Annotated in this window: 17 protein-coding genes; 10 read left to right on the top strand and 7 right to left on the bottom strand. The window is 72.2% G+C overall.

What is annotated here, in order from left to right; all coding sequences use genetic code 11:
* Positions 1-61: 61 nt before the first annotated feature.
* The gene (locus DS079_RS09350; RefSeq protein WP_241237609.1) at positions 62-1,042 is read right to left on the bottom strand and encodes a carbohydrate ABC transporter permease; all 981 of its coding nucleotides are present in this window, start codon (positions 1,040-1,042) and stop codon (positions 62-64) included.
* A gap of 13 nt (positions 1,043-1,055) precedes the next feature.
* The gene (locus tag DS079_RS09355; RefSeq protein WP_126986839.1) at positions 1,056-1,919 is read right to left on the bottom strand and encodes a carbohydrate ABC transporter permease; all 864 of its coding nucleotides are present in this window, start codon (positions 1,917-1,919) and stop codon (positions 1,056-1,058) included.
* A gap of 131 nt (positions 1,920-2,050) precedes the next feature.
* On the opposite strand from DS079_RS09355, the gene DS079_RS09360 reads away from it, so the two are divergent.
* A complete protein-coding gene (locus tag DS079_RS09360; protein WP_126986841.1) occupies positions 2,051-4,315 on the top strand; it encodes an NAD(+) synthase in 2,265 nt (754 codons plus the stop codon).
* Positions 4,316-4,445: 130 nt separating this feature from the next.
* Here DS079_RS09360 and DS079_RS09365 read toward each other — a convergent pair whose 3' ends face one another.
* From DS079_RS09365 to DS079_RS09375, 3 genes are read right to left on the bottom strand one after another with little or no spacing between them, the layout of a single operon-like run.
* Complete coding sequence (locus DS079_RS09365; protein WP_126986843.1) at positions 4,446-5,330, bottom strand: carbohydrate ABC transporter permease; 885 nt, start codon at positions 5,328-5,330, stop codon at positions 4,446-4,448.
* A 52-nt stretch (positions 5,331-5,382) separates the two neighbouring features.
* Positions 5,383-6,348, bottom strand: coding sequence for a carbohydrate ABC transporter permease (locus tag DS079_RS09370; RefSeq protein ID WP_126986845.1), 966 nt, complete (start codon positions 6,346-6,348; stop codon positions 5,383-5,385).
* 3 nt (positions 6,349-6,351) lie between these two features.
* The gene (locus tag DS079_RS09375) at positions 6,352-6,828 is read right to left on the bottom strand and encodes a hypothetical protein (RefSeq protein WP_241237610.1); all 477 of its coding nucleotides are present in this window, start codon (positions 6,826-6,828) and stop codon (positions 6,352-6,354) included.
* A gap of 168 nt (positions 6,829-6,996) precedes the next feature.
* Between DS079_RS09375 and DS079_RS09380 the strand changes: the two genes are divergently transcribed.
* Positions 6,997-7,986, top strand: coding sequence for a sugar-binding transcriptional regulator (locus tag DS079_RS09380; RefSeq protein WP_241237611.1), 990 nt, complete (start codon positions 6,997-6,999; stop codon positions 7,984-7,986).
* 224 nt (positions 7,987-8,210) lie between these two features.
* Entirely contained in the window at positions 8,211-9,803 is a 1,593-nt protein-coding gene (locus DS079_RS09385) for a mannitol dehydrogenase family protein (RefSeq protein ID WP_126986847.1), read from the top strand.
* Between the two features lie 293 nt (positions 9,804-10,096).
* Here the strand turns inward: DS079_RS09385 and DS079_RS09390 are convergent, their stop codons facing one another.
* Positions 10,097-10,753 carry a hypothetical protein gene (locus DS079_RS09390; RefSeq protein ID WP_126986849.1) on the bottom strand — a complete coding sequence of 219 codons (657 nt, stop codon included), beginning with the start codon at positions 10,751-10,753 and terminating at the stop codon, positions 10,097-10,099.
* A gap of 1,219 nt (positions 10,754-11,972) precedes the next feature.
* Here DS079_RS09390 and DS079_RS09395 point away from each other — a divergent pair.
* From DS079_RS09395 to DS079_RS09410, 4 genes are read left to right on the top strand one after another with little or no spacing between them, the layout of a single operon-like run.
* Positions 11,973-13,340, top strand: a complete 1,368-nt coding sequence (locus DS079_RS09395; RefSeq protein ID WP_126986851.1) for an aspartate kinase — start codon at positions 11,973-11,975, stop codon at positions 13,338-13,340.
* A complete protein-coding gene (locus DS079_RS09400; protein WP_126986853.1) occupies positions 13,337-14,455 on the top strand; it encodes an aspartate-semialdehyde dehydrogenase in 1,119 nt (372 codons plus the stop codon). The genes DS079_RS09395 and DS079_RS09400 overlap by 4 nt, the downstream gene beginning before the upstream one ends.
* 13 nt (positions 14,456-14,468) lie before the next feature.
* Positions 14,469-15,326 (top strand): TetR/AcrR family transcriptional regulator, encoded by an 858-nt coding sequence (locus DS079_RS09405; RefSeq protein WP_126986855.1) that lies wholly within the window; start codon positions 14,469-14,471, stop codon positions 15,324-15,326.
* A 56-nt stretch (positions 15,327-15,382) separates the two neighbouring features.
* A complete protein-coding gene (locus DS079_RS09410; RefSeq protein ID WP_126986857.1) occupies positions 15,383-15,955 on the top strand; it encodes a PRC-barrel domain-containing protein in 573 nt (190 codons plus the stop codon).
* Here the strand turns inward: DS079_RS09410 and DS079_RS09415 are convergent.
* Entirely contained in the window at positions 15,952-18,066 is a 2,115-nt protein-coding gene (locus DS079_RS09415; RefSeq protein WP_126986859.1) for a potassium transporter Kup, read from the bottom strand. The two genes, DS079_RS09410 and DS079_RS09415, sit on opposite strands and share 4 nt — an antisense overlap.
* A gap of 145 nt (positions 18,067-18,211) precedes the next feature.
* Between DS079_RS09415 and DS079_RS09420 the strand changes: the two genes are divergently transcribed.
* The 3 genes from DS079_RS09420 to DS079_RS09430 are packed head-to-tail and all read left to right on the top strand — an operon-like array spanning position 18,212 to position 21,731.
* Positions 18,212-19,741: an MFS transporter gene (locus DS079_RS09420; protein ID WP_126986861.1), complete on the top strand. Its 1,530-nt coding sequence runs from the start codon at positions 18,212-18,214 to the stop codon at positions 19,739-19,741.
* 2 nt (positions 19,742-19,743) lie between these two features.
* Positions 19,744-20,382, top strand: coding sequence for a TetR/AcrR family transcriptional regulator (locus DS079_RS09425; protein WP_126986863.1), 639 nt, complete (start codon positions 19,744-19,746; stop codon positions 20,380-20,382).
* A 32-nt stretch (positions 20,383-20,414) separates the two neighbouring features.
* Positions 20,415-21,731, top strand: a complete 1,317-nt coding sequence (locus DS079_RS09430; protein WP_241237612.1) for an ROK family transcriptional regulator — start codon at positions 20,415-20,417, stop codon at positions 21,729-21,731.
* Positions 21,732-21,879: the final 148 nt, after the last annotated feature.

The following is a 21,879-nucleotide window of genomic DNA, read 5'->3' on the forward strand; positions in this document are numbered from 1 at the left end:
CGTCCGCCGGCCCCGTCGTGGGACGCTAGATGACCTTCCGAGACGCGGCGGGACGCGGCCCTCAGCGCAGCGTCGCGTCGCCGACCGAGCGCGTGATCTGCTTCTGGAAGACGATCATGAGGATCACCAGCGGCAGCATCGCCAGCGTCGTCCCGGCCATCACCAGGGTCCAGTTGTTGTTGTACTGCGACTGCAGCGCGGAGGTCGCCACGGTGATCACCCGCCATTCGGGCCCGGAGGTGATCACCATCGGCCACATGAAGCTGTTCCAGTGGGTGACCACCGTGATCAGCACCAGCGTGACGATGATCGGCCGGTTCAGCGGCACCACCAGATGCCACAGCAGGCGGAGGGTGCCCGCGCCGTCGATCCGCATCGCGTCCATGAGCTCGGAGGGCATGCCGCGGAAGTTCTCCCGCAGCAGGAAGATCGCGTAGGGGGAGCCGAGCACGAAGGGCAGCACGAGCGCCCAGAAGGTGTTGCGCAGCCCCATCTCCGAGAGCATCAGGTACAGCGGCACCACGACCACCACCTGCGGCACCATCAGCGTCGCGATGTACACCCAGAACAGCAGGTCACGGCCGGGGAAGCGGAGCTGGGCGAAGGCATAGGCGGCGAGCACCGAGAACACCATCTGCCCCGCCAGGATCACGGCGACCATCTGCACGGTCACCGCGACCGGGGTGACGAAGCCGTCCTCGGAGCTGAACAGGGCGATCACGTTGTCCAGCACCGGCGGAGCGGGCACCGACAGCGGCCCCTCCTGCGCGAACTGCGTGGTGGAGGTCAGCGCGGTCATCACCGAGAACAGGAACGGCCCGAGCGTGAGCGCGGCCGCGACGATCAGCACGAGATAGGTCGCGGCGTGGCCGAGCACGCGGCGCGCGAGCAGCGAGCCGGTCAGCGGCCGACGGCGCCCGGAGGGGCGGGCGGTGCGCCGGTGATCGCGGCCGCCGGAGCCGCCGCCGTCGGCAGGCGCGGAGCGCTCGTCGGCCGGTCTGGTGCCGTGGCCGCCAGCCGGGCTCGGATCCTGAGCAGTCATCTCGTCCCTCCTCTCAGCTCATGTCGTAGGTGATGCGCCGGGAGAACCAGCGCTGCTGGATCACCGTGATCACCACCAGCAGGACGAACAGGATCACCGCGACGGCGCTCGCGCGGCCCAGGCGGCTGGCCTCGAAGGCCTCGTGGTAGATCAGGGACGCGATCACCTCGGTGCGGTGCTGCGGCCCGCCGCCGGTGAGGGCGAAGACCATGTCGAACACCTGGAAGGACGCGACCACCTGGGTGACCGCGAGGAAGAAGGTCGTCGGTCGCAGCAGCGGGATCGTCATGAACCACAGCTGCTGCCCGACGTTCGCGCCGTCGATCCGGGCGGCCTCGTAGATCGAGCCGGGGATCCGCGACAGCCCCGCTTGGAAGAACAGCGAGATGTAGCCGACGTTCTGCCAGATCGCGACGAAGGCGACCGCCGGCAGGGCGAGCGAGGGATCGGTCAGCCACTCGATCCGCACCCCGAGGATCTGGTTCAGCGCGCCGACCGACGGCTGGAAGATCCACTTCCACACCACGCCGAGCGCGAGCGGCGCGCACACCCACGGGATCACCACGATCACCCGCACGATCGCCGAGCCCGGCAGCGCCCGCACCAGCTGCGTGGCGAGCACGAGTCCGATCGCGAGCGAGACCGGCACCGAGATGAGGGTGAAGACCCCCGTGACCAGCAGGGAGTTCACCAGAGCGCCGTCGCGGAGCAGCGAGGCGTAGTTCTCCAGTCCGAGGAACGAGCGCGTGCCCAGCAGGTCCCAGCGGAACAGGGACACCACGAAGGCGAGCACCACCGGCAGGATCAGGAAGCAGGTGACGCCGATCAGGCTCGGGGCGATCAGGAGCCAGCCGAGAAGGGGTCTGCGGGAGCTCATCGTCGATGCCTCCCGCCTGCGCCGTGCCGATGTTCCACCGGATCAAGCTATCGCAGCGCCGCCCAGGTCGTGGTGCTGTCCGTCCCGGCCAGGGGCCGACGGGGAGGGGCGCGGCGCACTACGCTCGGGCCATGACCTCTGCGACGGACACCGCCGGTCACGCGGCCGCGGCCACGGACCCCCATGCCTCGATATACGACCACGGCTTCGTGCGCGTCGCCGCGGTGACCCTGCCGGTCGCGCTCGCCGACCCGGCCGCGAACGCCGAGCGCCACCTCGAGGTGCTGCGTGACCTGCACGACCAGCAGGTCGGGATCGCGGTCTTCCCCGAGCTGTCCCTGACCGGGTACTCCCTCGACGACCTCGTCCTGCAGGAGCCGCTGCTGGACGCGGCCGAGCAGGCGGTGCTCACCGTGCTCGAGGCGAGCGAGGAGCTGATGCCGATCATCGTGCTCGGCGCCCCGCTGCGCGCGAAGGACCGCTCCCGCGTCTTCAACTGCGGCGTCGTGATCCATCGGGGGCAGATCCTCGGCATCGCCCCGAAGCAGAACCTCCCCACCTATCGAGAGTTCTACGAGCGGCGCTGGTTCGCGCCCGGCGACGACGCGGCAGGCGAGGAGGTGATCCTCGGCGGGCAGTTCGCGCAGCTCACCCCGCACGGCATCATCCAAGTCGAGGACGTGCCCGGCCTGTCGCTGTTCGTCGAGGTCTGCGAGGACATGTGGGTGCCGGTCCCGCCGTCGGCCGAGGCCGCGCTCGCCGGCACCACCGTGATCGCGAACCTGTCGGGCTCCCCGATCACGATCGGCCGCGCCGAGGACCGCAAGCTCATGGCCCGCTCCGCCTCCGCCCGCGGCCAGGCCGCCTACATCTACGCCGCCGCCGGCGAGGGCGAGTCCACGACGGACCTCGCCTGGGACGGGCAGACCTTCGTGTACGAGTGCGGCGACCTGCTGGGGGAGTCCGAGCGGTTCCCGACGGGGGTGCGCTCCACGATCGTCGACGTCGACCTCGACCGGATCGTCGCCGAGCGGCGCCGCCAGAACACCTTCGACGACAACCGGCGCACCCACGCCGCCTCGCTCGAGAAGTTCGACGGCTGGGAGGAGACCACCCTGTTCGGCCCCTGGGACGTTCCCGACTGCTGGGACGACGCGGACGAGGACGACGAGGAGGCGCCCGAGCCGATCCTCCTCGGCGGCCGGCGTCGCGCCGCCCAGGCCCGGCACGACGCCCGCTCCGCCGCGACCGGTGCCGAGCTGCCCGCCCTGCGGACCCCGCCCGCGACCGGTCCGCTGCGCCGTCACCACGACCGCTTCCCCTTCGTGCCCGACGACCCCGCGCGCCTGGCCCAGGACTGCTACGAGGCGTACAACATCCAGGTCGCGGGCCTCGTGCGGCGCCTGAAGCAGATCGGCGGGGACAAGCCCGGCGGCACCCGCCCCGTCATCGGCGTCTCCGGGGGCCTGGACTCCACCCACGCCCTGATCGTCTGCGCCCGCGCGATGGACCTGCTGGGCCGAGACCGCTCCGAGATCCTCGCCTTTACGATGCCGGGCTTCGCCACCACCGAGCACACCCGCTCCAACGCCGAGCTGCTCTCGACGGCGATCGGCGCGAGCTTCGAGACGATCGACATCCGCCCCGCCTCCACCCAGATGCTGAAGGACATGGGCCACCCCTTCGGCGAGGGCGAGCCGGTCTATGACGTGACCTTCGAGAACGTCCAGGCCGGGATGCGCTACGACTACCTGTTCCGCCTCGCCAACCACCACGGCGGCATCGTGGTCGGCACCGGCGACCTCTCCGAGCTGGCGCTGGGCTGGTGCACCTACGGGGTGGGCGACCACATGTCCCACTACGGCGTGAACGCGGGCGTGCCGAAGACCCTCATCCAGCACCTGATCCGCTGGGTCATCTCCGAGGGGATCTTCGACGCCGCGACCGCCGAGGTGCTGCGCGCCGTGCTCGACACCGAGATCTCCCCGGAGCTGATCCCCACCGCTCCCGGGCAGAAGGCGCAGTCCACCGAGGACTCCATCGGCCCCTACGCGCTGCACGACTTCGCGCTCTACCACCTGCTGCGCCGCGGCTACGGCCCCGGCAAGATCGCCTATCTCGCCCATCAGGCCTGGGGCGACGCGGAGGCGGGGGAGTGGCCGGCCGGCTACGCCGAGGACGACCGTCGCGCCTACACCCGCGAGGAGATCAAGCACTGGCTGACCGTGTTCACCAGGCGCTTCTTCAACAACCAGTTCAAGCGCTCCGCCCTGCCGAACGCCCCGAAGGTGCTGGCCGGCGGCTCGCTCTCCCCGCGCGGAGACTGGCGGATGCCCTCGGACGCCGCATCGACCGCCTGGCTCGCCGAGATCGAGCGCGACGTCCCCGGCGACTGACGGAACCGGGCGTCGGCCGGACCGCGGGCTCCGGCACGCATCGAGACGTAGGTTCCTGCTCCTATCGCGCTCGATAGGGGCAGGAACCTACGTCTCGGTGGTCGGTCGCGCGGTCCGACTGGCCGGCCGCTTACTTCACCGCACCCATCGACAGGCCGCGCACCAGCTGCTTCTGTGCGATCCAGCCGGCGAGCACCACCGGCAGCGAGGCGAGCACCGAGGCGGCCGAGAGCCGGGCCAGGAACAGGCCCTCCGAGGTCATGGTCGACATCAGGAAGATCGGCACGGTCGCCGCGTTCGCCGCGGTGAGGTTCAGGGCGAAGAAGAACTCGTTCCACGCGAAGATCACGCAGATCAGCGCCGTCGCGGCGACGCCCGGGGCGACCATCGGCAGCAGCACCGTGCGCATCGTGCGCAGCAGCGAGGCGCCGTCGATCGAGGCCGCCTCGAGCACCTCGCCGGGGACCTCGAGGAAGAACGAGCGCATCATCCACACCGCGATCGGCAGGTTCATCGCCGTGTACAGAACGATCAGCGTGAGGATGTTGTCGAGCATCCGGATCTGCCCGGCGATCACGTAGATCGGCATGATCACCGCGACCACCGGCAGCATCTTCGTCGAGATGAAGAAGAACAGCACGTCCTGCGTGCGCTTCACGGGCCGGATGCTCACCGCGTACGCGGCGGGCACCGCGAGCACCAGCACCAGCAGCGTCGAGATGCCGGTGGCGAGCACCGAGTTCAGCACGTACGAGCCGACCTGGGCGGAGCTGATGATCGAGGTGTACTGCTCGAGCGTCGGGGTGAAGAAGAAGGTGGGCGGGTTCGAGGCGGCCTGCGACTCCTGCTTGAAGCTGGTCAGCACCATCCACGCCACCGGGGCGAAGAACAGCAGGCCGACCGCCCAGGCGAGGACGGTGAGCAGGTGCCCGCCGATCCGGCCCTTGCCGCGGCGGGCGCGGGGAGCAGGCACGGCGGCAGGAGCGGCCGACGGCGAGACTGTGGCTGTGCTCATGACTCCCTCTCCTCCCGCTCGTTCCTCGCAGTTCGTCGATCGAGGGTGGCGGTCATGACTGCTCCTTGGAGTTGATGCTCGTGAAGATCAGGCGCAGCGCGAAGGTCGCGATGATGATCGTGGCGATCACCGTGACCACGCCCATCGCGGCGGACTGCCCGATGTCGAAGCCGAGGAAGGCGCGCTGGTAGATGTAGAACGGCAGGTTCGCGGACGCCGTGCCGGGCCCGCCCGCGGTCATGAGGTAGATCTGGTCGAAGGTGTTGACCACGTAGATCGCGCCCAGCAGCACCGACAGCTCGAGGTAGAACCGCAGGTGGGGGAGGGTGATGTGGACGAAGGTGGTCCACGTCGCGGCCCCGTCCATCTGCGCCGCCTCGAGCACGTCGCCGGTCTGGGACTGCAGCCCCGCGAGGAGCAGCAGCATCATGAACGGCGTCCACTGCCACACCAGCGCGATGATGATCGAGAGCATCGGGAACTGGCTGGTCCAGTCCACCGGGGAGATGCCGACGGTGCCGATCAGCCAGTTCACGAGCCCGTAGGTGGGGTCGAACATCGAGATCGACCACAGCATCGCGCCGGCCACCGGCATGATCAGGAACGGCGTGATCAGCAGGGTGCGGATGAATCCGCGGCCCACGAACCCCCGGTCCAGCAGCAGCGCGAGTCCGAGCCCCAGCAGCAGTGAGACGAGCACGCAGCCCAGCGTGATGAGGATCGAGTTCAGCGCCGCGGTGCGGAAGGTCGAGTCGACGGCGAGGTCGAGGTAGTTCCGCAGCCCCACGAACGTCTCGCCCTCGGGGCGCAGCAGGTTCCGTGAGCGCAGCGAGTACCAGATCGTGAGCAGGAACGGGATCTGCGTGCAGATCACCACGAACACGAAGGCGGGCATCAGCGGGAGCCGACGGCGCCAGCCCTCGGCGCGGGAGGCCCCGTCCTCGCGGCGGCGGGAGCGGGGCCCGTCGGCCGACGGGGCGCGCCCTCCGGGCGCGGGTGCGGTGTCCAGTGCGGTCATGGCTCAGCCCTCCCAGCCGTAGGTGCGGGCGACGGACTCGGCGAAGCCCTGTGCCTGGTCGAGGGCCTCGTCGACGCTCTTCTGCCCGGCGATCGCGGCGGAGAACTGCTGGCCGACGCGGGTGCCGAGGTCCTGGAACTCGGGGATCACGACGTTCTGCAGCCCGTCGTAGGGGACGTCCACGGTCATCGAGTTCTCCTGGGTCGAGTTCTCCATCGAGTCGAGGGTCGGCTCGGCGTAGGTCTTCGAGAGCTCCGCGTACTCGGGGATCTCGTAGGTGGACAGACGCGATCCGGGCGGCAGCGCCTCCCAGCCGATCTCCTGGCCCACCAGCTGGAAGTAGTCGAGTTCTCCATCGAGTCGAGGGTCGGCTCGGCATAGGTCTTCGAGAGCTCCGCGTACTCGGGGACCCATGCGCTGTTCTCCTGTGAACATCGCGGAGACGGGCCGCTCGGGCGCGTCGTCGCGGAGGGCGGGCACGGTCGGCGCCTCGGGGGCGTACCCGGGAGGGCACGGCCGAGGGGACGACCGCTCGCTCAGATGAGCGGGGAGACTTCTCAACTGAGGGTGAGCGTAGTCATATACGCTCAGCCGAGCAACCATCTGCCCTCACCTGAGGGGTCGATGCAGGCTGCGGAGGGAGAACCGATGGGGAGCGAGCAGGCCGGGGTCGGGATGCAGGCGGGTGCCGGGATGCAGGCCGGCGCCGGGGCCGCGGACGCGATCGCGCTCAAGGTCGCCCTCGCGAGCGAGCACCACCTCGAGGGCGTGCCGAAGATCGAGCTCGCCCGGCGCCACGGACTCTCCCGCTTCCAGGTCGCGCGCCTGCTCGACGAGGCGCGCGCCGAGGGCATCGTCCGCATCGAGGTCGTCGACCCGACCGCCGCCGGCCGCGACCTCTCCCCGCTCGCCGAGCGCCTGGGCATCTCCTCGGTCACCGTCGCGGTCGCCCGCCCCGGCGAGGCGCCTCGCGCCGCGATCGCCCGCCAGGTCGCGGGCCTGCTGCTTCGTCACCTGCGCGAGGGTGGACGGGTCGGCGTGGCATGGTCGCGCACCCTCATGCACCTGCCCGCCGCGCTCGATGCGCTGCCCGTGGCCGACATCGTCCAGCTCGTCGGCCCCGTGAGCACCGCCGGGCACTCGACCGCGCAGTCCTCCGCGCTGGTCCACGAGCTCGGCGCCCGCTCCGGCGGGCAGGTCTGGGCCCTGCCCACCCCCCTCATCGTCGACTCCCCGCAGGTCGCGGCCTCGCTGCGCTCCATGGAGGAGGTGCGCACGGCGCTCGATGCGGCCGACGGGCTCGACGTGGCGACCGTGTCCGTCGGCGCCTGGGCCGACGGGGCCTCGACCCTCTGGAGCCGCCTGCGCCCCGCCGAGCAGCAGCGCGCCCTCGACGCCGGCGTCGTCGCCGAGATCTGCGGGATCCTGCTCGGCGAGAGCGGCGCCGTGTGGCACTCCGCCGTGGAGGATCGCGTGATCGGGGTGCGGCCCGACCAGCTCCGCCGCGCCCGCGTCATCGCTGCGATCCCCGCCGTCGGCCATCCCGAGGCGGTGCTCGCCGCGGCCCGCTCCGGCCTCGTCGACGACATCGTCCTCGCCCCCGAGCTCGCCGAGCAGGTCGAGGCGCTCCTGGGCTGAGCGAGGCCCCTCCGTCCTCGGCCGGCCGCTCTGCCGCTGCCGTGCTGGCCGATCCGGTCGCGCTCTGCGTCGCCGTGCCGCCTCGGGTCGACCGCGCCGCCGCTCGGCCCCCTCGGGCCCGCGGTGAGCCCGGTGTCGAACAGGTGAGCGCCGCCCTCTGCTCATCTGACGTCGGAGTGTGTATCGTCGGGCGCACCCCCGATTCCTCGTCGAAGGATGAGCCGATGACCGCTCCGACCGCCCTGACCTCCGCAGCCCTCTCCGAGATCGCCGCCCGCGGCGAGGTCGCCACCCCGCAGCAGCCGCTGGACGAGCGACGCGTCGGCATCGTCCACTTCGGCGTCGGCGGCTTCCACCGCGCCCACCAGGCGATGTACCTCGACCGCCTCATGAACGCCGGACGCGACCTCGACTGGGCGCTCTGCGGCGTCGGCCTCCTGCCGGGCGACGCCCGGATGCGTGACGCGCTCGACGCCCAGGACTCCCTGTACACCCTGGTCACGAAGGCGCCCGACGGGACGCGCGACCCCCGCGTGATCGGCTCGATCGCCCGCTACCTCTTCGCGCCCGACGACCCCGAGGCCGTGCTCGCGCAGATGACCGACCCGGCCGTGCGGATCGTCTCGCTCACCGTCACCGAGGGTGGCTACAACTACAACCCCTCCACCGGGGAGTTCCAGTACGAGACCGAGGCGGTCGCCGCGGACCTCGCCACGCGGTTCGATCCTGCCGACGCCCAGGCCGCGGGCCTCGCGGGCTCGGACGACGGCGGCGCGAACTCCGCGCAGCAGGTGGGTCGGCCCCGCACGATGTTCGGCTACGTCGTCGAGGCGCTGCGCCGCCGCCGCGAGGCCGGCACCGCCCCCTTCACGGTCATGTCCTGCGACAACGTGCGCGGCAACGGGGACCTCGCCAAGCGCATGATCCTCGCCTATGCGCAGCGCCGCGACGAGAACGGCCTGCACGGCGATGCGCCGATCGCAGACTGGATCGCCTCCGAGGTCGCGTTCCCCAACTGCATGGTCGACCGCATCACCCCCGTCACCGCGGAGTCGGACATCGCGATGATCGCCTCGGACTACGGCATCGAGGACGCCTGGCCCGTGGTCAGCGAGGACTTCGTGCAGTGGGTGCTCGAGGACGAGTTCCCCGCGGGCCGTCCCGCCTGGGAGGAGGTCGGCGTGCAGATGGTCGAGGACGTCGAGCCGTACGAGCTGATGAAGCTGCGCCTGCTGAACTGCTCCCACCAGGCCATCGCCTACTTCGGCCTGCTGCTCGGGCAGACCTATGCCGACGAGGCCGCCGTCGACCCGCACCTCGCCCCCTTCACCCGCACCCTGTACATGGACCGTGAGGGCACCCCGACCGTGCCCGAGGTGCCCGGCATGGACCTCGACGCCTACAAGGACGAGCTCATGGCGCGCTTCGCGAACACGAGCGTGAAGGACACCCTCGCCCGCCTCGCCGCCGAGTCCTCCGACCGCATCCCCACCTGGCTCGTGCCCGTGATCCGGGAGAACCTCGAGGCTGGCCGCGACGTCTCGGCATCGGCAGCGATCGTCGCCTCCTGGGCCCGGTACGCCGAGGGCACCGGGGAGAACGGCGAGCAGTGGCCGGTCGTGGACCGCCTCCACGACCGCGTCATGGCCGCCGCCGCGAAGCACGACGAGGACCCGCTCGCCTTCCTTCGCGACGAGGAGCTGTTCGGCGACCTCGTCGAGCACGAGGCGTTCACGACGCCCTACCTCCACGCCCTCGAGGTGCTCCGCACCGACGGTGCCCGCACCCTCCTCACCGAGCTCACCGCCGCCCTCTGACGGGCGGCCCAGCCGGTCCCGGTTCCGCCTGTCGCTGGCCACCCCCGCCCTGTGCCAGTCAACTTCTGCGCCGCCTACGACCCATCCCTCGTTCGGCATGAGTCGTGGGCGGCGCAAAACTTCCTAGTCCCGGTTCGCCGCGGCAGGGGCCACCGGGCCCGGAGCTTCTGGGCCGTGGTCGTCGGGCTCGTCGAGGAACCGCGTACGTGACCGGGGTGGCGGCAAAGACGCAGGACGGCACGACAGGTCCTGTGATCATCGACCTGCATCGCCTGCCAGGTGGCTCTGCGTGCTCAGGCCGACTTCGGCGGGCGCAGGGAACGACCCAGCCGCTTCCCGGCGCTGCCAGACCAGTTGCTGGTCGGGGGCGTGGGTGCGCCGACGGAGACGAACGTGCGGTGCAGCGCGTCCAGGACCCGCTCCGGCTGCTTGATGTCCTCGGCATTGAGCATGCGGATGTTCCACCCGACGGAGTGGAGAGAATCCAGCCGACCCTGGTCCTTGCGCTTCTGCTCCGTGGTGAGACGGTGGTAGTCGCCGTCGTACTCGAGAGCGATGCCGAGCTCCGGGTATGCGAGGTCGAGATACCTCAGACGGTTCGTGTCCGGATCGCGCACGGGGTGGTTCAGCACCGGTTCGGGGAAGCCTGCGCGCTGGAGCAGCAGTCGTGTGCGGGTCTCCCCGGGCGAGTCCGTGTTCGCTCGCGCGTCGCCCAGCGCATCTCGGAGCGCGCGGGCGCCCCAGACAGCGCCGAAGATCTCCGCGGTCTCTCGGATCTTCTCGAGGCTGGCGTCCCGCAGCGGAGGGTCGCGGGAGACGAGGGAGTCGATGGCGATCACGATCTCGTCGTGCTCGAGCAGGGTCGCGATCTCCAGCAGGGCGATGTAGGGATGGGAGAGCTCGATGTCGCCGACGCGGAAGCGGGTGCGTGGTGAGGTCCGGTGGACCACGACGTTCGGACCCGCGGCACGCTGGTTCCCCGGATCGACTCTGCAGTGCAGGAGCGGCGGGGTGACCAGGTGGCGTTCCGTCGGCGGGCGACCGAATCGGGGCCCGGAGCGCAGGACCGGGAGGCCGGACTCCGCTCGTCGGTGCCAGGCCGGAGGGAGGTCTTCCGCATCGAGGACCTCCGACGAATCCTCGGAGCGAGTGGGCAGGGTGCTCGGGACCGTGCGCCTTCCGCCCTCTTCGTAGGAGACGCCCGCCAGGACTCCGATGCCGCGGTCGACCCACCAGGGCAGGGCGATCCCGAGGAGTGCCGCGGCGGTCGTGTGACTGATGACAGCGCCCGGGACAACCTTCTGCTGGAGCACCTCGCACATCGTGTTGACCGTGGCGGGCCTCGCCGTCGGGGTGGAGAACCCTCGGAACACGGTGTGGAGTTCGGGACCGGCGAGACGCCGCGACGAGACCCCTCGAGCACGCCACTCCTCGCGGGGGAGGAGGGCTCCGGGCAGAAGCGGCGTAGGGCGCATGTCGAGGGACGGTATGGCCGGCCGGTGCGGGACGGCGACGGCCGTCCGCGAGCTGTGGACGACGGCCGTATGTGGAGGGAAGGGCGCTGGGTCCGGCAGCCGCGCCGCCTCGCCGTCGAGGAGGTCGCAGGGTCCGGCAGCCGCGCCGCCTCGCCGTCGCCGGGCCCGGCACCGCCGCCCGCTGCTGTCGCCAGGAGCTGCCCTGGCGACCCGCAGACCGTGAGCTCGGCTGCGCCCGCCAGGTTTTGTCGCCGTGAGGACTCATGTCGGGGAGCACATGGGTCGTGGCGTCACAAAACCCGCGGCCTGATGTCCGTGCCGTGCCTGCGCGCCGCTCACCTCCTTGCCGTGCCGTGCCGTGCCCGGCCCGCGCCAGCCCCGCGGCACGCCCGGGGCGGTGTTGCGCCGGTCACGTGCGCGAACCGTCCTGACCTGGCCTCCTGTCTCGAATGACGAGGTCACTGGGGCTTCGGGGAGCCGTCTTCGTAGACTGGCCCGTGTGTCGCGACGGCGTCACCGGATCGTCCGGGACGAGCGGTGTCCGGCGGGAGGCGTGCGTCTGCGCCGCCCCCGCGAGCCCGGCTCGGACCGCACGGCACGGGGCGTCCGATCGGCTCGAGCGGACCCGCGACGGCGGAAGTCCGCGCACCCACGCACGATCCGCACCGCCCCCGACAGTCAAAGGAACCCGCTCATGAGCCTGGTCGTCCAGAAATTCGGAGGATCCTCCGTCGCTGACGCCGACTCGATCAAGCGCGTCGCGCGCCGCATCTCGATGTACTCCCGGGCCGGACACAAGGTGGTCGTGGTGGTCTCCGCGATGGGCGACACCACCGACGACCTGATCGACCTCGCCGAGCAGGTGAGCCCGAACCCGCCACCGCGCGAGATGGACATGCTGGTCACCGCCGGTGAGCGGATCTCGATGGCGGTGCTGTCGATGGCGCTGAACGACACCGGCGTCCACGCCCGCGCCTACACCGGCTCGCAGGCCGGGCTGATCACCGACGAGGTGCACGGAAAGGCGCACATCCTGCGCGTCACCCCGGGCCGGATCGAAGAGGCGCTGGAGGAGGGCGCGGTCGCGATCGTCGCCGGATTCCAGGGCGTCTCGCAGACCACGAAGGACATCACCACCCTCGGCCGCGGCGGCTCGGACACGACCGCCGTCGCGCTCGCCGCGGCGCTCGAGGCGGACGTCTGCGAGATCTACTCCGACGTCGACGGCGTCTTCACCGCCGATCCCCGTATCGCGCCGGCCGCGCGCCGCGTCCCCGTCATCTCCAGCGAGGAGATGCTGGAGATGGCCGCGAACGGCTCGAAGATCCTCATGGCGCGCAGCGTCGAGTACGCGCGCCGCTACGGGGTGCCGCTGCACGTGCGCTCCTCGTACTCGGGCCGGCTCGGCACGATCGTCACCGACGAGCCCGAGCGCGAGATCCCGATCGACCCCGACGTCACCCTCCGCCCCGCGGACGCCGCCCGTCGCGACGCCGCCGACCCGACCAAGGAGCTCCCCATGGACGACATCGCAGCACCGGGCCTCGAGGCGCCGATCATCTCGGGCGTCGCCCACGACCGCAGCGAAGGCAAGATCACCGTCGTCGAGGTCCCGGACGCGCCGGGCAAGGCGGCGCTGCTGTTCGACGTGGTCGCCGGGACCGGCGCGAACATCGACATGATCGTGCAGAACTCCTCGACGGTCGACGACACCGTCGCGATCTCCCTGACCCTCCCGGAGTCCGACGCCCCGGCCGCCCTCGAGGCGATCGAGAAGGCGCGCGAGGCGATCGGCTTCACCGAGGTCCGCTACGACGACCAGATCGGGAAGGTCTCCATCGTCGGCGCCGGGATGCGCGCGCACCCGGGCGTCTCGGCGACCCTGTTCCGCTCGCTCGGCGAGGCGGGCATCAACATCGACATGATCTCCACCTCGGAGATCCGCATCTCCGTCGTCACCGAGCAGTCGCGGCTCGACGACGCGGTGCGCGTGATCCACACGGCGTTCGGCCTCGACGCCGAGCAGACCGAGGCCGTGGTCTACGGAGGGACCGGACGATGAACACCACCAGCACCCCCAGCTCCACCACCGCGCCCGACTTCTCGGGCACCCCCGGCTACGCGGCCGACGGGCCCGTCCTCGGCGTCGTCGGCGCCACCGGCCAGGTCGGGCGTGTGATGCTCGCCCTGCTCGCCGACCGCTCGGTCGCACACTCCGCGATCCGCGTGTTCGCCTCCGCCCGCAGCGCCGGCAGCACCGTCTCCTATGCGGGTCTCGACCTCGTGGTCGAGGACGCGGAGACCGCCGACATCACCTCCGAGGGGCAGCGGCTGGACGTCGCGATCTTCTCCGCCGGCGGCTCGACCTCGAAGGCGCTCGCGCCCCGCTTCGCCGAGGCGGGCGCCGTGGTCGTCGACAACTCCTCGGCCTGGCGCCGTGACGAGGAGGTGCCGCTGGTGGTCTCCGAGGTGAACCCGGAGCAGATCACCGCCCCGAAGCGCGGCATCATCGCGAACCCCAACTGCACCACCATGGCCGCGATGCCGACCCTGAAGGCCCTCCACGACGAGGCGGGCCTGGCCCGGCTGAAGGTCGCCACCTACCAGGCGGTCTCCGGCTCCGGCGTGGCCGGTGTCGCGGAGCTCGCCGCGCAGGTCAGGAAGGGTGTCGACCATGTCGAGGAGCTCGCGCTGGACGGCTCCTCGGTGGAGCTCGGTGAGCCGGGCGTGTACCAGGCGCCGATCGCGTACAACGTGGTCGCGCTCGCCGGGAACCTGGTGGACGACGGCTCCGGCGAGACCGACGAGGAGCAGAAGCTCCGCAACGAGTCCCGCCGCATCCTGGGCCTGCCGGACCTGCCCGTGGCCGGCACCTGCGTGCGCGTGCCGGTGATGAGCGGCCACGCCCTCGCGATCCATGCCGAGTTCGATCAGCCGATCACCCCGGACCGCGCCCGCGAGCTGCTCGAGGCGGCGCCGGGCGTGACCGTCGTGGACCTGCCCACCCCGCTGATGGCGGCCGGCAAGGACGGCACATTCGTCGGCCGCATCCGACAGGACGCCTCGGTGCCGGACGGGAAGGGCCTGATCCTCTTCGCGGTAGCCGATAATCTCCGCAAGGGAGCAGCGCTGAACGCGATCGAGATCGCGGAACTGATCGTCTCCCGCCGACGGTGAAGGAGGAACGCCGATGACAGGTGTCGTGACCAACGGGTCGCTGGGGGCCGGGACGGGACCGGTGCCGCCGTCGGCGGTCTTCTCCGATCGAGCCGGCGAGGAGGCGCCGTGCCGCGCGGGCGGCGGGGCGCTCGAGGAGCCGCTGGGCCGGGTCCTGCGCAACCTCGACACCGTCACCGAGTCCCAGGGCGAGCTCGGCGCCGACCTCCAGGGCGCGTACGGAGCCTCGGCCGACGAGGCCGGCTCGGGCACGGCCGACGACGCCGTCGCAGCCGAGGGCTCGACCGCCGCCGAGCCCTCGCGGCGGGAGATGATCCTCGACGCCGCCTCGGCCCTGTTCGCCGAGCGCGGCTACGACGGTGCGAGCCTGCGCGACATCTCGCGTCGCGTCGGGATCTCGCATCCCGGCATGCTGCACCATTTCTCCTCGAAAGGGGTTCTGCTCGGCGCGGTGATCGACCGGATGGAGGCGCATGCGCAGGGTCTGCTGGACTCGGCCGACTCGATCGCCTCGTCGCCGGAGACGCTGATCGCGGCGCTGGGCGGTCCGTGGGATCCGCGCAAGCACTCGATGGCGCTGCTGGCGACGCTGTCGGCGGAGATCGTGGATCCCGGGCATCCCGGCCGCTTCCGCGTCGCCCGGCTCCGACTGGTCCACGAGCACGTGCTGGAGCGCGTGTTCGGCGGCCTCGACGAGCGGGGGCATCTGGTCGCCGGCACCTCGCCGAAGTTCCTCGCCCGCTCCCTCTTCTCCCTGCTGCTGAGCCTGACGGTGCGCGAGCACACGGTCCGCGAGCTGCAGAAGACCTCCGACGCGGACCCGATCGCGGACGTGCAGGAGTTCGTACGGCTCTGCTGCGTGACCGACTGAGCGCCCGGACCCCGTCGGTAGACTCCGTGGGCGTGACCCCCCTGCGAGGAGACCCGATGAGCGCCGAGCGCACCCCGGAGGATCGCACCTCCGGCCTCACCGGCGGGCCGGAGGCCGGGGACGCGCGGGACCAGCCCCTCGTCCACCACCGGGCGCCGGGCCTGCAGGCCCTCGCCGGGCTCACCGTGCGCGGCAGCGACGACCGGGTCGTCGGCCGCGTGCGCGACGTCTACCAGCATGATGCGAGCGGCGAGCTCGCCGCGCTCACCGTGATGCCCCGCCAGCTGAGCTCGCGCACCGTGATGATCCCGGCCGCGGCGATCGGGGGACTCACCCCGCCCGGGGCGAGCCCCGCGCCCGACGAGGACGCGGTGGTGCGCCTGCGCGTGGACGCCGCGACGGCGCGGGCCGGGAGGCGCCCGCCCGCGACCGCGCACGTCGGCCCCGAGGAGCTGCGCGAGGCCGCCGAGGCGCTCGGGCTGGGGCCCGAGGACGCGGCCGGCACGGGGGCCGCCGACGGGTCCGTCCGCCGGGCCGGCGCCGAGGACGCCGCCGGCCCGGACGACGGCGGGGCCCCGGACCGCGGGCACCACGTCGAGAGCTCCGCCCCCGAGGACGAGCCCCGCTAGAGCACCGTCTCGGCGCCCATCACCACGGTGCGCGACGGCGGCAGGTGCAGCACCTGGGTGCGGTTCGCGGAGCCCTTCTCGAGAAGGCGCACGAGCCGCTTCTGCCAACGCGGCATGACGGGCTCCTGCCCGGCCTCGATGCGGAACACCGACAGCACGTACATCGCCTCGTCCGCGTCGACCGCGAGCGCGGGCAGATGCCGCCGGCAGTCGTCGGGGCAGTCCGCCTCGTGCGGGTGCCCGAGCAGCGCGACGGCGGTGCGCAGCGCGGAGGGGACGTCCTGCGAGTCGTGGAAGCCGACCAGGTAGGTCACCTGCACGATCCCCGGCCCGATCTCGCGGGCATGAACCCGGTCGTCGCGGTGGGCGTGCGGCACCCCGATGTGCTTCATCGTCACGATGACGACGTGCTCGTGGAGCACCCGGTTCATCTCCACCCCGGTGCGCAGCGCGAGCGGCACGGTGGTCGGGTCGCCGTGCGGGTAGACGACGAGGCCCGGCACCCGCGGCACCGCGCACTCGGGCCCGGCGACGAACTCCTCGAGCGGCCCCTCGAGCTCCCGTCGTCGGCCGAAGAGGATCCGTGCCCCGCGATGCCACACCAGCATGATCGTGGTGAGCGCGGCGGCGATGACCAGGGAGATCCAGCCTCCGGCGGGGATCTTGACGATGTTCGCGGCGAGCAGCAGCAGCTCGAGCCCGCCCACGATCGCCGCGAGCGCCACCACCTGCCACAGCGGTCGGCGCAGGATCCGTCGCGCGTACAGCAGGTACAGCGCGAGCACCAGCAGGATCGTCGCGGTGACGGCCAGGCCGTAGGCCGCCGCGAGCGCCTCGGAGCGGCGGAAGACGAGCACCAGGGTGACCACCCCGGCGAAGAGCAGCAGGTTGATGGCGGGGAGGTAGACCTGGCCGCCGTGCTCGAGGGAGGTCTGGGTGACCTTGAGCCGCGGCAGCAGCGACAGCCGCGTCGCCTGCCGCGCCACCGAGAACGCCCCGGAGATCACGGCCTGGGAGGCGATGACCGTCGCGACGGCCGAGAGCGCCACCAGCGGGATCCGCAGCGCCTCGGGCACGAGGGTGAAGAAGGGGTTCGCGATCGCGGCGGGGTCGGCGAGGATCAGCGCGCCCTGGCCCAGGTAGTTGATCACCAGCGCCGGGAGCACCAGCGCGAGCCAGGCGACCGCGATCGGGCGGCGCCCGAAGTGGCCCATGTCGGCGTACAGCGCCTCCGCGCCGGTGATCGCGAGGACCACCGCGCCGAGCGCGATGAACGCGATGAAGGGTCGGTCCGCCATGAACGCGATCGCGTGGTGCGGGGACAGCGCGCGCAGGATCGAGGGGCCGGCCAGCAGGTGCGGCAGCCCGATCGCGGCGAGGGTCAGGAACCACAGCGCCATCACCGGGCCGAAGAACCGCCCGATGCCGCCGGTGCCGCGGTGCTGCACGGCGAACAGCGCGGTGAGCACGATCAGCGCGCCGGGCACGATCACGGCGTCGGGGACCGCGGCGGCCACCTCGATGCCCTCGAAAGCGGAGAGCACGGAGATCGCCGGGGTGATCACCGAGTCGCCGAAGAACAGCGCCGCGCCGACCACGCCGAGCACCAGCGCGACGGACGCCTCGCGCGGACCGACCCCGCCGGGCCCGTGCAGCTTGCGCAGCACCAGCGCCGTGAGGGCGAGGATGCCGCCCTCGCCCTGGTTGTCCGCCCGCATGATCAGGCCGATGTAGGCGAAGGTCACGATGATCAGCAGGCACCACACGACCATCGAGATCACCCCGAGCACGTCGGCCTCGGAGGGGCCGACGGCGTGGTGGTGGAGGCTGAACACGGTCTGCAGCGCGTACAGCGGGCTCGTGCCGATGTCGCCGAAGACCACGCCGAGCGCGCCGAGCGAGGCCGCGGCGAGCGGGGTCCTGGAGCGGGGCATGCCGCGGTGGTCGAGATGGTGATGGCTGTGCGGGTGGTCGTGGGGCCCAGCCGGGGAGCGCGGCGCGGCCGACGGGGGAGGGGCCTGCGAGGCGGGCTCGTCGGCCGGAGGGGTTCGCTCGGGATCTGGGGTGAGGGGCTCGTCGGAGCGGGGCGAGCTCGAGGTGTCCTCGTGCACGGAGCGACATCCTGCCACCGCCGCGCCCCGATGCACCCTCCGGGAGCGTGCGGGTTCTGCTCCGTGCGTCACATCCCGCGCCAGATGACTCACACGAACCGAACGGCTCTGGCAGCGAACCGAGCGGTTCGTTAATCTCGAGGGCATGACGGCATCCCGGACCTCCGCCGTCCCCTCGCCACCGACCGCGCCCCTGGCCGGGCACCGCCAGTGGGCCGCGCTCATGGTGCTCGTGCTCGCAGTGACGCTGCTCGCCGTCGACGGCACCGTGCTCTTCCTCGCGATCCCCTCGCTGACCGCGGACCTCGCCCCCACGGCCACGCAGATCCTGTGGATCGGGGACATCTACTCGTTCGTCCTGGCCGGACTGCTGATCACCATGGGCAACCTCGCCGACCGCATCGGCCGCAAGCGCCTGCTCCTGATCGGCGCCACCGCCTTCGGCGCCGCGTCGCTGCTGGCGGCCTTCGCCCCGAGCGCCGGGATGCTGATCGCCGCCCGTGCGCTGCTCGGTCTCGCGGGCGCCACGATCATGCCCTCGACCCTGTCGATCATCCGCAACCTGTTCCACGACCCCGCCCAGCGCACCCGCGCGATCGCGCTGTGGTCCGCGGGCGCCATGGCAGGCGGTGCCGTCGGACCTCTGGTCGGCGGGGCGCTGCTCGAGATGTTCTGGTGGGGCTCGGTGTTCCTCATCAACGTCCCGGTGATCGTGGCGGTCGTCGGGCTCGGCGCCTGGCTCCTGCCCGAGTCGCGCAGCCCTGTCGCGGGGCGGATCGACCTGCTCTCCGCGCTGCTGTCGGTGCTGGCCGTGGTGCCCGTCGTCTTCGCGATCAAGCAGGTGCTCGGCGGCGGCACCGGAGCGCCCGCCCTGCTCGCCGCCCTGGTCGGCGTCGTCGCGGCCGTCGTCTTCGTGCGCCGCCAGCGGCGCCTGGCCACCCCGCTGATCGACGTCGAGCTCTTCCGCATCCCCGCCTTCAGCGGTGCGATCGCCGCGAACGGCCTGTCGATCTTCGCCTTCCTCGGGATGCTCTACTTCTTCTCCCAGTACCTCCAGCTGGTCCGCGGCTTCTCGCCCTTCGTGGCCGGGCTCGCGGAGATGCCCGCGACGCTGGCCTCCCTCGTCGTGGTGGTCGTCGTCGGCGTGGCGCTCGCCCGGCTCGGGCGGGGCCGTGCGATCGCGCTCGGGCTCGCCGTCGGGGCGCTGGGCCTGGCCGGCCTCGGCGTCGCCGAAGGGCTGCCGGGCTATCTCGGGATCGGGATCGCCCTGGCCGTGATCGGGCTCGGCACGGGCCTGTCGATGACGCTGTCCACCGACGCCGTGGTCTCCGCGGTGCCGCCCGAGCGCGCCGGCGCCGCCTCCTCGATCTCGGAGACCGCCTACGAGCTGGGCGTCGCGCTCGGGATCGGCGTGCTCGGCTCGCTGCACACCGCGATCTACCGCGCGGACCTCACGATCCCCTCCGGGACCCCCGCGGTGCAGGCCGAGGCGATGGAGGACTCCCTCGCCCACACATCGAGCATCATGGAGGAGGGGGCGCCCCTGCTCGACCTCGCGCAGGACGCCTTCACGCACGCCACCCAGGCCACCGCCTATGTCGCCGCCGGGCTGCTCGCCCTCGCGGCCTTCCTCGCCTGGCGCCTCATCCCCTCCGAGACGACCCCCAGGAGCTGATCGTGGAGAACGACGAGCCCGACGACCGCGCCGACGACCCTGCCGGCGCCTCCGCCGACGCCGCGCGCGTCGACGCCCGTCCCGCCGCGCAGCCCGCGCCCCAGCGCGACAAGGAGCGCACCCGCGCCGCGATCCTCGACGCCGCCGCGAGCATGATCGTGGAGCACGGCAGCGGGGTGAGCCTCGCGGACATCGCTCGGCGGGCCGGGGTGTCCAAGGGGGCGCTGACCCATCATTTCCCGCACCGCCTCGAGCTCGAGAAGGCCCTCGTCCGCCGCTCCAACGAGCAGTTCTGGGCCGATGTGCACGCCCTCGTCGACCTCTCCGAGAACCGTCCCGGCAAGCTGCTGCGCGCCTACGTGCGCGCCCTGACCGCACCGGACTCGCGGGCGGCCGAGATCTTCTCCCCGTCCTCCCTGCTGACCGTCCTCGGCGACCGCCCGGGCATGGAGGAGCTGGTCGACGAGGACGCGGCGCGCTGGCGCGAGGCGCTCTCGGTCGACGGCTTCGACCCGGCCCAGGCCCTCGTGGTGCGCCTGGCCAGCGAGGGGCTCGCGATGAACATGGGCACGCCCTACGCGACCGAGCAGGAGCGCGAGCTCGCCCACGCCCGCCTGCTCGAGCTGGCCGAGCCGCGCTGATCGCGCTGGCCGGCCCGACTACGATGGCCGCCATGACGTCACCGAGCCGACCCGTGCGCGGGGCGGCGGACGGGACGCCCGGCCCCGCCGCCTCGACCGGTCGCGCCGCCCCGGTGGGACACGCCGCGATGCGCTCGGCCAACCTGAGCCTGCTGCTGCGCCACCTCCACGCCCGCGGCGGCCGCTCCCGTGCCACCCTCGCCCAGGAGACCGGGCTCTCCAAGGCCTCGGTGACCTCGCTGATCGGCGACCTCGCCGAGCGCGGGCTGGTCCAGGAGGGGCGGGTCGAACGGCGCGGCACCGTGGGCCGGCCCGGCACCGAGGTGCGCATCGACCCCGGTCACGTCGCCGGCATCGGCCTCGAGCTCAACGTCGACCATCTCGCGGTGACCCTGCAGGACCTCGGCGGCCAGGTGCGCTTCCGCTCCTCCGTCCCGACGCCCGTGGTGGACGGCCAGGACGGCCGCTCGCACCCGGTCGCCCCCGTCCTGGACCTCGTCGCGCAGCAGCTGCGCGAGACGCTCGAGGCCGCCGCAGCGCAGGGCCTCTGGGTCGCCGGGGCCACCATCTCCCCGCCCGGCCCCGTGGACTACGCGGGCGCGGGCGTCCGCTTCGCCTCGAACCTCGGCTGGTCCGGCGTCCCACTCGGCGAGGAGCTCGCGAAGCGCCTCGGTCCGGACATGCCGCCGCTCTCGATCGAGAACGATGCCAAGCTCTCCGCGCTCGCCGAGGCGCCGCGCCTGGCCCGGCAGGGGATCACCGACCTCGTCTATCTCACCGGCGAGATCGGCGTGGGCGCCGGCATCATCGCCGACGGACGGCTGGTCCGCGGCTGGTCCGGGTTCTCCGGCGAGGTGGGGCACATCGGCCTGGACCCCGCCGGGGTGGCATGCCGCTGCGGGCGGCGCGGCTGCTGGGAGACCCTCGTCGGCTTCGACACCGTGCTGGCCGTGCTGGACCCCGACGATCCCGCGCGGTCTGGCCACCTGCCCCTGCAGGAGCGGCTCCGCCGGCTCCGGGGCCTGCTCGACGCCGGGGACGAGCGCCTCGTGCAGCGCTTCCGGACCCTGCCGGGCGATCTCGCGCGGGGGGCCGGGGTGCTCGTGGACGTGCTGAACCCGCAGGCCATCGTGCTGGGCGGCTTCTTCGGTGCTTTCGCCGACGTGCTCGTGCAGCCGGTGCAGGAGGCGCTGGACGCGCGGCTGCTCACCCCGGACGGACGGGTGGAGGTGAGCGCCTCCGCGCTCGGCCTCGACGCGGCGGCGATCGGCGGCGCCGACATGGCCCTCGAGCGCGTGCTCGCGGACCCGCTCCTCGCCCCGGTCCTCCCCACCGGCGCCTCCCGCTGATCACCCGTCGCGCGGGGTCCGGCAGCAGGTTCTGCTGCCCTGGCGACTCATCCGGGCTCCCACATGGGTCGTGGCGGTGCAAAAGGTGGGCACCGGCCGAAGGGCGGCGCAAGAGGCGGGGCGGCAGGCGGCCCAGTCGGCGAGGGAC

The organism is Brachybacterium paraconglomeratum, from assembly GCF_003994255.1.
Lineage (GTDB): Bacteria > Actinomycetota > Actinomycetes > Actinomycetales > Dermabacteraceae > Brachybacterium > Brachybacterium conglomeratum.

Bases quoted from the DNA above. Each gene is read 5' to 3' on its own strand.
- DS079_RS09380 (WP_241237611.1), top strand. From the start codon at position 6,997: ATGGGGAGCGAGCAGGCCGGGGTCGGGATGCAGGCGGGTGCCGGGATG.
- DS079_RS09400 (WP_126986853.1), top strand. From the start codon at position 13,337: ATGAACACCACCAGCACCCCCAGCTCCACCACCGCGCCCGACTTCTCG.
- DS079_RS09385 (WP_126986847.1), top strand. From the start codon at position 8,211: ATGACCGCTCCGACCGCCCTGACCTCCGCAGCCCTCTCCGAGATCGCC.
- DS079_RS09395 (WP_126986851.1), top strand. From the start codon at position 11,973: ATGAGCCTGGTCGTCCAGAAATTCGGAGGATCCTCCGTCGCTGACGCC.
- DS079_RS09370 (WP_126986845.1), bottom strand. From the start codon at position 6,348: ATGACCGCACTGGACACCGCACCCGCGCCCGGAGGGCGCGCCCCGTCG.
- DS079_RS09355 (WP_126986839.1), bottom strand. From the start codon at position 1,919: ATGAGCTCCCGCAGACCCCTTCTCGGCTGGCTCCTGATCGCCCCGAGC.
- DS079_RS09350 (WP_241237609.1), bottom strand. From the start codon at position 1,042: ATGACTGCTCAGGATCCGAGCCCGGCTGGCGGCCACGGCACCAGACCG.
- DS079_RS09360 (WP_126986841.1), top strand. From the start codon at position 2,051: ATGACCTCTGCGACGGACACCGCCGGTCACGCGGCCGCGGCCACGGAC.
- DS079_RS09365 (WP_126986843.1), bottom strand. From the start codon at position 5,330: ATGAGCACAGCCACAGTCTCGCCGTCGGCCGCTCCTGCCGCCGTGCCT.
- DS079_RS09410 (WP_126986857.1), top strand. From the start codon at position 15,383: ATGAGCGCCGAGCGCACCCCGGAGGATCGCACCTCCGGCCTCACCGGC.
- DS079_RS09405 (WP_126986855.1), top strand. From the start codon at position 14,469: ATGACAGGTGTCGTGACCAACGGGTCGCTGGGGGCCGGGACGGGACCG.
- DS079_RS09430 (WP_241237612.1), top strand. From the start codon at position 20,415: ATGACGTCACCGAGCCGACCCGTGCGCGGGGCGGCGGACGGGACGCCC.
- DS079_RS09420 (WP_126986861.1), top strand. From the start codon at position 18,212: ATGACGGCATCCCGGACCTCCGCCGTCCCCTCGCCACCGACCGCGCCC.